The sequence below is a fragment of the Bradyrhizobium sp. Rc2d genome, assembly GCF_900099855.1.
GTDB lineage: Bacteria > Pseudomonadota > Alphaproteobacteria > Rhizobiales > Xanthobacteraceae > Bradyrhizobium.
Genome location: NZ_FNCU01000011.1, coordinates 173,220 through 185,362, shown reverse-complemented (window position 1 = coordinate 185,362; position 12,143 = coordinate 173,220). Strand labels below are relative to the sequence as shown.

Genomic DNA, 12,143 nt, shown 5'->3' with positions numbered 1-12,143 from the left:
CATGTGATTTTTCCTGCTCCAGGCGTTCGACCGCCGTCCGCGCAGACTTCGGGTCCACCCGCTGTCGTCAAGAAAATTCAACACACCTCACGACAGCGTGCACCTTTCGCTCTTGGAACGTAGTATGTTGCCGGAAGCCGTCGACGCTTCGAGACCGAGACTTTCGCGTGGCACTCGATCGCGGCGCTCGAAGAGATGCACTCCAGAATCAAGCTGATGATCGCGGCAGCGGTCGGACGGCGCGGCAAATGGAGGACACGATGGTGTGGCGTGACGACAAGGCCCGGGCAACCCTGATCCGCGATGCAGCAGGCAGCGTGCCAGCAGGCAAGAGCCCCCGGGCCTTTGCCGAGCCTCTGTTCGGCTACACCAATGCCGAGGACCTCGCCAATTACGATGCAGCCTCGCTTGCTCTCCTGGCGGAGCAAGCCTGGGAGCACGTGCAGCGGCGCACAGCCGGCCGCGCCGATATCCGCGTCTTCAATCCGGTGCTGCCCGACGGACGCGAGATTTCCGTGCTCGAAATTCTCAACGACAACATGCCTTTCCTGTTCGACTCCACCATGGCGGAGCTCATCGAGCAGGGCATCGAAGTCACCCTTGTCGCTCATCCGATCATCGCCGTGGAGCGCGATGACCAGGGCAAGCTGCTGCGCTTCTACGGCGAATCACTGCCGGAGGGAGCAAAGGGCACGCGCGAAAGCCTGATTCATCTCCACATCACTCGCCTGGACGCCGATGCGGATCGCAAGACGCTGATCGAGGGCCTCACCAGCACGTTGAACGACGTCCGCGCCTGCGTCACCGACTGGCGCGCCATGCGCGACCGCGTCGAGGAAGCGATCAAAACTTTCTCTTCCAATCCGCCGCCGCTGCCGATCGACGAGGTCGCCGAAGCAAGCCAGTTCCTGCAATGGCTCTGCGCGGACAATTTCACCTTCCTCGGCGTGCGTGAATATCGCTTCTCGTCCGACAGCGATGCGTCCGACGACATTACAACCGGCGAAGGCCTCGGCATCTTGCGCGATCCCGACGTGAAGGTGCTGCGCCGCGGCACGGAAATGGTGGTGATGACGACGGAAATTCGCGAGTTCATGCGCGAGCCGACGCTGCTGATCGTCATCAAGGCCAATGTCTCCAGCCGCGTCCATCGTCGCATCCGGATGGATTACGTGGGTATCAAGCTCTATACGCCCGACGGTCGGCTCGAGGGCGAACTGCGCGTCGTCGGCCTTTTCACCTCGGGCGCCTATACCCGTTCGGTACGACAGATCCCCTATGTCCGCCACAAAGTTTCGGGGGTGCTCCAGCGCGCGGGCTTCGACCCGAGCGGCCATTCCGGCAAAGCGCTCATGCATATTCTCGAAGAATATCCACGTGACGAACTATTCCAGATCGACGTCGACACTCTGAACAATTTCGTCATCGAGGTCCTGATCCTCTACGAGCGCCCCCGCGTCCGGGCGCTGGCGCGGGTCGACAAGTTCGATCGCTTCGTATCCGTCCTCACCTTCATTCCACGCGACAAGTACGACACCAATGTGCGCACGCGTGTCGGCGCCTTCCTGGCGCAGGCCTACAAGGGGACCCTGTCGGCCTCCTACGTAGCATTCCCTGAGGGGGCGCTTGCGCGCGTCCACTACATCATCGGGCGCTATGAAGGCAAAACTCCCCTCGTCGAACGCGCCGCGCTCGAAGCCGGAATCAGCGCCATTGCCGCAACCTGGGCCGACAAGCTGAAGGCCGCGCTCACTGCGTCGACCGATGGCATGCGGGCACGCATGCTCGCCAATCGCTATGCCCAGGCCTTTAGCGGCGGCTATACCGAGGTATTCACGGCAGAACAGGCGATCGCCGATATCGCGACCATCGAGAAGCTCACGCCAGCGCGCCCGGTAACGATTTCCGTTCACCGCTTCGGAGGCGAGGGCAATCCCAGGCGCTTCGGCCTCAAAGTTTTCTCGGACGCCGCACCGCTGTCGCTGTCCTACCGCGTGCCGGTGATCGAAAATCACGGCCTGCGCGTGGTCAACGAACGCACCTATCAGATCGTGCCCGGTAACCGGCCCGCCCCGGTCTGGCTGCACGACATGACGATCGACACCAGCGACGGCCAGCCGATCGAGATCAGCCCGGACTTCAGCCATCGCCTAGAAGCCTCGATCATGGCAGTGGTCACCGACCGCGCCGAATCCGATGGGTACAATGCCCTGATCCTGCGCACGGCCCTGGGCTGGCGGGAAGTCTCGACCATCCGAGCGCTGTCCCGCTATTTGCACCAGATCCGTGCCCCGTTCACCCAGGACTATATGTGGGAGACCTTGCGCAAGAACGCCGCGATCACGGCCAACCTCGTCGCACTGTTCCAGGTTAGCCGCGATCCGCATCTTATCCTTACCGATCGCGAACGTTCAGCGCGCGAGGCAACTCTCCTTGCCGAGATCGAGGAGCAGCTCAAATCCGTCGCCTCGCTCGACGAAGACCGCATCCTGCGCCGCTTCACCAATCTGGTGCAGGCAACCGTTCGCACCAATCTGTGGCAGATCGGCGAGGATGGACATCCGCGTCCGGTGATCTCCTTCAAGTTCGAGGCGCGCCGGATCGACGACTTGCCCGCTCCACGACCTCTCTACGAGATCTTCGTCTATTCACCTCGTGTCGAAGGTATTCACCTGCGCTTCGGCAAGGTTGCGCGCGGTGGCTTGCGCTGGTCCGATCGGCCGCAGGATTTTCGCACCGAAATCCTCGGCCTGGTGAAAGCGCAGCAGGTCAAGAACGCCGTGATCGTGCCGGTCGGGGCCAAAGGCGGCTTCGTACCCAAGCGCCTGCCACCGCCCTCCGATCGCGAGGCGTGGCTAGCGGAGGGCACAGAAGCCTATCGCATCTTCGTTCGTTCGCTGCTCGAACTCACCGACAATCTCGGCGGCGACATCGTGGTGCCGCCCGACCTGACAATGCGGCATGACGGTGACGACCCCTATCTCGTCGTAGCCGCCGACAAGGGCACCGCCACCTTCTCCGACGTCGCCAACGCGATCTCGGCTGAGAAGAACCATTGGCTCGGCGATGCCTTCGCATCCGGCGGCAGCCAGGGTTACGATCACAAGAAGATGGGGATCACGGCGCGCGGCGCCTGGGAGGCGGTCAAGCGCCACTTCCGCGAGCTCGGCACCGACATTCAGACCACGCCGTTCACCGTTGCCGGCGTCGGCGACATGTCCGGCGACGTCTTCGGCAACGGCATGCTGCTCTCGCCGACGACGAGGCTCGTCGCGGCTTTCGATCACCGCGACATCTTCATCGATCCCTCGCCCGATCCGGCGATCAGCTTCCATGAGCGTAAGCGTCTGTTCGACCTGCCGCGGTCGAGCTGGCAGGACTACAACAAGTCGCTGATCTCGCAAGGCGGCGGCGTGTTCTCGCGCTCGCTCAAGGCGATCCCGCTCGCTCCGGAAGCGCGCACCCTGCTGGATCTCGCTAAACCGCAGGCGACGCCGTTCGAGGTGATGACGGCAATCCTGAAAGCGCGCGTGGACTTGCTGTGGTTTGGCGGCATCGGCACCTATATTCGCGCGTCGGCGGAGAGCGACGATCAGGTTGGGGACCGCGCCAACGATCCGATCCGCGTCGCGGGTGGCGACGTGCGCGCGCGGGTGATCGGCGAAGGCGCCAACCTCGGCGTCACTCAGCGTGGCCGCATTGAAGCGGCGCAGAAGGGCGTCAAGCTCAATACCGACGCTATCGACAATTCGGCCGGCGTGAACACGTCCGACGTCGAGGTCAATATCAAGATCGCGCTGGCTCGCCCCGAACGCGAGGGACGCCTCAGCTTCGCTGACCGCAACAGCCTGCTTGCCGCAATGACCGACGAAGTCGGTACGCTGGTGTTGCGCAACAACTATCTGCAGACGCTGGCGCTCTCGCTCGCCGAGCGCAAGGGCGTGGCCGAGGCCGGCTTCCTCGCCCGCCTGATGCAGTCGCTCGAGCAGCGCGGCTTGCTCAGCCGCGCGGTGGAGTACTTGCCCGACGACGCAGCGCTCACCGAGCGCACCCGGCGCGGCCAGTCCCTGACGCGGCCCGAGCTTGCGGTGCTGCTCGCCTACGCCAAACTGACCCTCTACGATGACCTGCTCGTCACCAGCGTGCCCGATGATCCCTATCTTGCCCGCGAGTTGTCTCAGTATTTTCCGCGCGAGATTCAGGACAAGTTCCCGACAGCGGCCGAACTGCATCGTCTGCGGCGGGAGATCATCGCGACCAGCCTCGCCAATGCGGTGATCAACCGCGGCGGCCCGGCCTGTGTCGTACGCCTGATCGACGAGACGGACGCCGATATCCCGACCATCGTCATGGCCTACGTGGCGGTCGATGAATGCTACGGTCTGAAGGGGCTCAATGACGCGATCGATGCACTCGACGCCTGCATCGACGGGCAGGTGCAGCTGTCCCTCTACGCTTCCGTGCAGGACCTCCTGCTCTCGCGCATGGTCTGGTACGTGCGCAATGTCGATTTCAAGGGCGGGCTGGAGGCCGTGGTCGCGCGCTTCGGCCCGGCGATCCGCCAGATTGTCGCCGCGCTCGACACTACCCTGCCGCCGGACTTGCAGGCCGCACGCGCCAAGCGTCGGCAGGACCTGACCGACGCTGGCGTCCCGGCCGGCCTTGCCGGCGAGCTCGCCGATCTCGACGCCCTGGTCTCGGCACCCGATATCGTGACGGTCGCCGAGCGCACCACCCGCCCCATTGGCGACGCCGCCGCGACCTTCTTTGCCGCCGAGGCGAATTTCCGTCTCGACCGCATCATCGCCGCCGCGCGCCACGTGCCGGCAAACGACTATTTCGAACGTATAGCCATCGATCGCGCCGTTGAGCAGATCGCTGGCGCCGAAAGAAGACTGGCCGCGGATATGCTGGCGACCGGCCAGTCCGGCCAGCAGGCCGTCGAGACCTGGCTCGCGGCTCACCCCCAAGCGACGCGCATCCGCAGCTCGGTCGAGGAGATTGCTGCCAGCGGCCTGACGCTCGCCAAGCTGACGGTGGCGGCGAACCTGCTGGGGGACTTGGTCAAGGGCTGAGGGCGTAGCGAGGCAGCGATGTGAAAGGGTCAATGCTGGGCAGGTTGTCAGCCGGCGAATGGAGGAATCCAATGATCCACGCTACTTGCCATACAGCCGATAATGTCCGCTGCATCGAGTTCGATGCCACACCCTGGTTCAGCGAGGCTGACGCTCCGAGCATTATCGACTTGGCCCAACGAGGATGGGCCAGTACCGCGATTGCCGATTCCCTCGAGGGCCGACGCGGATACGAACGGCTGCACGACCTCGTTGAGTATGCGGCGAAGCGACTGCAATCAGAATCCCTGGAGGACCCGACCTGGGAAACCTTCGAGTGCGTCGTCGACGGACCGGAGGCCGTGGCCTGGCTCGAGAAAAACCGACCCGACGTGGTGACAAGGATCCGGTAAGCCACGCAAAGCGCTGCAACGGCGGCGCTTGATTTTTGCGATTGCAAACGAAAGAGATGGCGCTCCCTGGGGACGGGCCAGAAGCGAGTGATTTCAGTGGACTAAAGAACAGTTTTGGGCAGCAACAGCCTCATTGCTTTCCAAAGCGTTTCAGCGTGGCTGCCCAAACGTGCCCTAAAGGCGATGAAAGCCGCGCCTCGCCGCCAATACTGCAGACTCACCGGCGACGACGGCAGTTGAGCAGCTCACCGCGCCTCATACCGCCAGGCACGGTCGCTACGACTGCAAATCAATTCGGGCGTAAAGCTTCACTCATCCAATTTCTTGTTCAGTTCAGGATCGAGCTTGGTCCGGTCGACGGACTGATAGAACGTGATAGGCCTGCATTTTCCGTCGAAATCCGCGAGGACGACGGCAGTCCACGGACTCGTGGTCTCGCCCGAACCGTCGCGGGAGTCCGGCATGACCTTGCGCGCAGCGACGACATACCAAGCGCGACCAGCCGTTGCCGCCTTCGCAGCCGCAGCGAACTCATCCAATATTCCGCGCAGATTTTTGCGCATTTCTTCTTCCGTGTCCCCGCGGAGGTATTTTCGAGACGACTTTCCCGCCTCCCCGTACTCATGCTGAATGTTCAACTGCAGTCGGGCATCGTCCACTTCGATCTTGGTCACCCGTGTCACCGCTCCGCCCTCGCGAAGATAATCTCGCACCCGGACGTCGCAGGCCAAAAATCTGTCCGTGGGCGGCTGAGCGACGCTAGCTGCAGGGGAGACTGCGGCAAGTGTCCGGCTGTGCTTTTTTCGAGGAGCAGCGTCCGCAGGCATCGTGGCGACGGCGACGCTGAGGAGCGCCACGGCGAGCACGACTGGAAGAGGGGCATTCATGAGTGCGCTGCCAATTCGGTCTTTCTAAAACGCGCGGGCCTCGGCATTGGTTCCGCGGCGCGGCCAGGTCGGAGCAATCATGAAGGACCGAAGAAGCGAGCGGCGGCACTTCAGGAACTTTTTCCTCAACACAGTCTTGTTTGTTCTACGACCTTGCGGAGGCGGCTTTTCGACCGTCGGCCGGTCATGGACTCGATACTCATCAAGATCTTCGCCACGGCGCTTGCCTTCAGCCAGGTCACTACCCGGCCGGATGGGATCAAGACTGAGTTCGATGCGGTGCGCGACCGCTCCGAGGTGGCACAGCTTTTGAGTGCCGGCTGCGCCCACATGCGCAAGGCTTTCGACATCGAGGACATCAACCTGGACGATCTGATTGCCACTGCCATGGATGACAAGGAGGCGTTGAGCAGCGAGATCAAGGCGCTCAAAGGACTGAATCTGGCCGACCTCCAGGTGGCCTATAGGCAGTTCTGCAAGGTCGAAAACGTGGAAGACTCTCCGGTCGATCTCGGTCAGGTCATCACCTTCTACAACAGCGCGGTCAAGGATCTGCCCGACGCGGCGCAGCTTGAGCACCTCAGGCTTTCTGGCACCAGCGAAGTCCTCGACAACAAGGGCGAGCAGCTTGCTGAGATTTACGCGCCTAACAACCGCCGCATCTCGGTCAAGCTTGCGGATATACCGGAAGCGGTACGCAACGCATTTATCGCCGCCGAGGACAAGCGCTTCTTCCAACACGCCGGCATTGACGAGCGCGGACTGGTCCGCGCCTTCATCGGCAACTTCACGCACCCGGGCCGGCCGCAGGGAGGCTCGACCATTACGCAGCAGGTCGCCAAGAACCTGCTGGTTGGTAACGACATCACTTACGAAAGAAAATTGCGTGAAATGATCGTTGCCTCGCGGATGGAGCGCGCCCTGACCAAGGCGGAAATCCTCGAGCTCTATCTCAACTCGATTTATCTCGGTCGCGGAGCCTGGGGCATCGAGCTCGCGGCGCGCAGCTATTTCGGCAAACCGGCCAAGGCGCTCTCCGCCGTCGAGGGCGCCCTCCTCGCCGGGCTCGCCAAGGGACCGAACTACTTCAACCCCGACCACCACCCCGAGCGCGCGCGCGAGCGCCTTGCCTACGTGCTCGGCCGCATGCGGGACGACGCCATGATCGACGCCGACGCGGCGAAAGCAGTATTGCCGCAGCTGGTCGAGTACCGGCCGACGCGACGGGACTTCGGCTTTCACTTCGTCGATCACATCGCCCGCGAGGCAAGGTTGGTCGCGGGTCTTGATACTCTCACCAACGCCTCCTACACGGTGCGCTCGACCATCAACTCGGCCTTGCAGCGCGTAGTCGAAGCGACATTGCAGGAGGGCCTCGCGCGGTACGAGCTGAAGACCGGCCGCTACAAATTTGAGGGACCCGAGGCGAACATTTCCGATGCCGTCCGTCGCATTGCGGCAGACCTGAAGGCCACGGAACCGGCTTGGCTCGCGGCGTTGAAGGCGACACGGCTACCTCTCTACGACGTTCACTGGGACTCGGCGGTCGTCCTGGAGAATGCGCGTGGCAAGCGTGGCCACGCGATCAACGTCGGCCTGACCGACGGAAGAATCCTGCCGCTGAACACGTGGAGCGCCGCGATCCAGCGCGGCCTCAAGCCGTACGATGTGGTCTACGTGCAACTGCGCGAAGCCAGGGGCAAGGAAGCGGCGCGTGCCGATCTGCGTATTCGACCGAACGTGCAGGGAGCGGCCCTCGTACTCGGGAACGAAACCGGCCGCATTCTCGCGATGGCGGGCGGCTTTTCGTATCCCGCAAGCCAGCTCAACCGCGTCGTCCAGAGCCTGCGCCAACCCGGCTCCACCTTGAAGCCGCTGACCTATCTCGCCGCCCTTCGCAAGGGATTGCAGCCCAACACGCTGGTGATGGACGAACCCATTACGCTGACACCGATCGGCGCGACGGTCCACCCGCGCCGGGGCGATTTCTGGTCGCCGAAGAACTATGACGGCGGCGCCTTGGGTGCCATTACACTGCGGCGTGCGCTGGAAAACTCCCGCAATCTCGCCACCGTGCAACTGCTCGCGTCCGGTCTCGACGACAGTGCCGAGCGAGGCCTCGACCGGGTCTGCGAGCTCGCGATGGAAGCGCAGCTCTACAAGGACTGCATGCGCTACTACCCGTTCGTGCTCGGTGCACAAACCGTGCGGCTCATCGACCTTGCGGCGTTCTATGCAGCGATCGCCAACGAGGGCGCCCGGCCCCGGCCCCATGCGATCGAAACGATCGAACAGGACGGCCGACCAATCTACCGGCACGATCCGCGTGCGGTGGACTGGATCGGTTCGGCCGACCGCGCATCGTTTTACCAGTTGAAATCAATGCTGCAGGGCGTGCTCGCGCGCGGAACCGCGCGCGTGGTGAAGCATCTTTCGCCCTTTGTCGGCGGCAAGACTGGTACCACTGATAATGCGGTCGACGCCTGGTTCGTCGGCTTCACAAATGACGTTACCGTCGCCATCTGGGTCGGCTACGACAACAGCGATGGCGGGCGCCGCTCCCTTGGCAGCGGCCAAACCGGATCAAAAGTGGCGCTGCCGATGTTCGAGCCGATCGTGCAGGCGGCCTGGGAGCTGCACGCTCCCAAGATGGCATTGAACGGCCCTTCGCGCGAAGCACTGCGTCAGCTCGTTCCTCTGTCGATCGATCCCCATACCGGCGATCCTTCACCGCCCGGCACCGGCCGCGCTTTCACCGAGTATCTCAAGAGAGATCCGTCGGGCAGAATCGACGATACGCAATTTCGGATCGTCTCGCGTGCAGAAAGCTACGCCCATCGTGGCGGCCGTGACGAAGACGACGGACCATTCCAGCAGTGGTCCGACGACAACCGCCATTACGGCGACAACCGGTCGCCTTTTCCATTCCCGACCTGGCGTCTTGGTCCGCGCGAATATCCCTCCTGGCGCGGACCTCCCGATGACGAGGACCGCCTCCCGCGACCGCCGCTCCGAGTCGATCCCGATTATTTCTGGCGGCGGCTGAATTGAGCATTGACCCATGAGACTTCACCGTGCCGCAGTCCTCATCGCCGCCTGCGTGGCCGCTTGCACAGGTGCGGTCGCGCAGGAATTCCAGCTGGAGGACGTGGCCGCCGTCGCCAGCATTCCGATCGCACAGATCAAACCGCGCACCGTCGTCTTCGCCGACCAACGCAACGACAAACTCGCCGATTCTTCGACCGAGCTCATTCCTTTCGACGATTGGGCCCGCTCACGTCCGGTTCAGCGGCGCTTCCTCTCGCTCTTCCCGAGCTTCGTTGAGCCCATGCTCAACCAGCAAACGAAGCTGAAGCTCTCGGTCTACCAGGCGGAGGCCCGGTTTCGACTTCCAAAACCGGCAGCGGCATTGGATCTGTCGCGGTATGCGAATGTCGCGTTCCTTGAGCAGATCGATCCGGCAGTCAAGCACTGGCCGATCACGGCGGTCGATGATGTTCCCAACAAAGACGCGGGCGCCGCGCACAACCGTCCGCCGGATCGCCGCTGGTGCGAGGACGCGAACGCGATCTGCGTGCGGTCCCGCTACATGTTCGAAGGGAAAATTCCGGCGGGCATTCAGCTGGCCAACAAGCTGCGCGAGGAGAGCAAAAGACCGATTCCGGATTTCATCGAGTTCCAGAGTGAGATCATGTTGGTCACGCAGCCGCGCCTTGCCGAACTGCCGACCCTGACAGGCCTCGACTCCCCAGTCACCAGCGCGCTCGAGCAGAACATCTTTTGGGTGAACCAGGTCATCCAGTTCGGCAAGCTGCTTGCGGTTCTGCAACAGCATCCGACCGAGCGGGAAGCCGCCATCGCAACGGTCTACATCCTGATTGCGGTCAGGAACGACGTGCTAAACAAGCAAAGGGAATACAGCAATACACCCGTTCTACGAAACCTCGTGCCCGCGCAACTGCTCATGGGCAAGAGCTCCTTCAACAGCGGCGATTCGCTGAGCGCCGGCCTTCCGAAATACGCCAGAAGCCGCATCAAGGCGATCGCCAACATGATGGAGCGGGAATGAGTAGATCGTGTGCGGCAACGACAAATCGCGTTTGCAGTCGACAGGTGTCTGAGAAACCCCGAAGAACTGGCAAATAGTCTCCGAGCCAGGACAAGACTCCTGCCCGCCACCCCTTGCAAGATCAGTCGATCAAGAGACTGGCACTTCCGATCGGGACTCTCATCCCAAAATGTCACGGAATATCGTGCATTTGGCGCACCACGGCCGATGAAGATGGGCACTATTCGCCGTGGCGCTATGATGGGGCGCCCGCCCAAGCGGTCGAGCTGGATAACCCGCGACGGAATGCGATCTTGCGCTATGCCTCATAGAGCTGTCCTCCCGATTTCGCGGTTGGTCCGGTTACCCTTCGGCTGCTGCCATTTCGACCAATCCCGAGAACGGCGCGATGGGCCAAAGCAGAAGTGAACCCGATTACAGCGAGGTCAACGACCGGCGTGCCATCGAAAACAAGCCTATAGACCAGCAGACCGGGCATCCTCGAAAGGATATCAATGATACTAGCCCCAGGGTGACGGAACCTAGTACTGCAGGCCAACCTGCGTCTGTCCCGACCCACACTGCCGTCGAGAGAGCTCCAATTCCGACAAAACCTCGGATAAGGTGCTCGGTGAGTGAACTGCTGGCGAACATTCTTACTCCTCAGCGCATCATATATTCACGCACGAGCGCTCGACCGCGATGCAGTCGAGCCTTCACAGTTTCTCGGGTTAGCTCCAGCGATTGCGCTATTTCGCTAATCGTCATTTCGTCCACATCCCGCAAAATGAGCACCTGCCGGTAGTGGCTTGGCAGCGACTGGATCGCGGCAGCTATATCGATGCGAAGTTCTGATTCCGGCCTCTTCGAAAGCTGCAAGTCATTTTCCAGCGAAGAGAGGTCGTCGGGAAGGCCCACATGCTGCTTGGCCAATCTCAAGCAAGTTCGATGAACTATCTGAAAAAGCCATAGGGAAAAGGCTCCGGCGCGTTGGAGACGACCAATGCGACGGTACACGATCCACAACGTTTCCTGAACCGCGTCTTCCACATCGCTTGTCGTGCGGCAGGTTCTTCGCGCGTACCGGCGTATCTCGGGCTGCGACATTTTGAGCAGCGTCAGGATGGCGTCAGCGTCCCCGCCTATTGCCGCTTCCATCGTGCTCCGCGATGAAAAAGGTGTGCTCATGGTTCGGCGCGCAGCTTTCGACTTGCTACGGCGCATGCCGGGCAGTATCCGAAAACGCCTGTAAGCCCGGTCAGGACCCCGACACCGGCGATCAAGTATCCAACGGGCATACCTTTAAGACCTAGTAGCCCACAAGCAATCATAATTGCCCCAGCCAAGAGCCGGACCCAACTTTCCCATCCAGCCACGTTCTTCTTGTACAGCATAGCAACCTCCTGCCTTTGTAGCGTCGTTTCTGACGACCCTAGAGACTTAGAGGCTTGAAAAATGAGAAACGGTTCGCGACTCCGAAAAAATAGTCTAAGTTCGGCTGGGGTCAAAAGGCGGTGGGCGGGCTGCGTGAAAAGGTCTGCTCCGGGTCATTCGCGTCGATATTGCCAAGTCCGCCTTCTGGTCCGCTATCGACAATACCCGACCTTACCCACCGAGGGCTGGGCGCGGATCTCGACCGACTAGGACGGCAAGATAAAAGCGACGGTGTCACTCCGTTCCGTCGGGGGTCGTAAGTGTTTGTCTGCACATTGTTTTGGATGGCACTACAGCGGCACCGTAT

At 62.0% G+C, this 12,143-nt stretch carries 6 protein-coding genes; 4 read left to right on the top strand and 2 right to left on the bottom strand.

Features of this window, described 5'->3' with window-relative positions; all coding sequences use genetic code 11:
* Positions 1-248 precede the first annotated feature (248 nt).
* From BLV07_RS16385 to BLV07_RS16365, 4 genes are all read left to right on the top strand, one after another.
* Positions 249-5,075: an NAD-glutamate dehydrogenase gene (locus BLV07_RS16385; protein ID WP_091887341.1), complete on the top strand. Its 4,827-nt coding sequence runs from the start codon at positions 249-251 to the stop codon at positions 5,073-5,075.
* A 71-nt stretch (positions 5,076-5,146) separates the two neighbouring features.
* Positions 5,147-5,467, top strand: coding sequence for a hypothetical protein (locus BLV07_RS16380; protein WP_091887339.1), 321 nt, complete (start codon positions 5,147-5,149; stop codon positions 5,465-5,467).
* Positions 5,468-5,622: 155 nt separating this feature from the next.
* Complete coding sequence (locus tag BLV07_RS16370; RefSeq protein ID WP_349524965.1) at positions 5,623-9,405, top strand: penicillin-binding protein 1A; 3,783 nt, start codon at positions 5,623-5,625, stop codon at positions 9,403-9,405.
* Positions 9,406-9,502: 97 nt separating this feature from the next.
* Positions 9,503-10,423 carry a hypothetical protein gene (locus BLV07_RS16365; RefSeq protein ID WP_210187798.1) on the top strand — a complete coding sequence of 307 codons (921 nt, stop codon included), beginning with the start codon at positions 9,503-9,505 and terminating at the stop codon, positions 10,421-10,423.
* Positions 10,424-11,065: 642 nt separating this feature from the next.
* On the opposite strand, the gene BLV07_RS16355 is transcribed toward BLV07_RS16365, so the two are convergent.
* Together BLV07_RS16355 and BLV07_RS16350 are read right to left on the bottom strand one after the other, a co-directional pair.
* Positions 11,066-11,626 carry an RNA polymerase sigma factor gene (locus BLV07_RS16355; protein WP_502690038.1) on the bottom strand — a complete coding sequence of 187 codons (561 nt, stop codon included), beginning with the start codon at positions 11,624-11,626 and terminating at the stop codon, positions 11,066-11,068.
* The gene (locus tag BLV07_RS16350) at positions 11,587-11,733 is read right to left on the bottom strand and encodes a DUF2892 domain-containing protein (RefSeq protein ID WP_244551126.1); all 147 of its coding nucleotides are present in this window, start codon (positions 11,731-11,733) and stop codon (positions 11,587-11,589) included. Before BLV07_RS16350 ends, BLV07_RS16355 begins: the two co-directional genes overlap by 40 nt.
* Between the last annotated feature and the right edge of the window lie 410 nt (positions 11,734-12,143).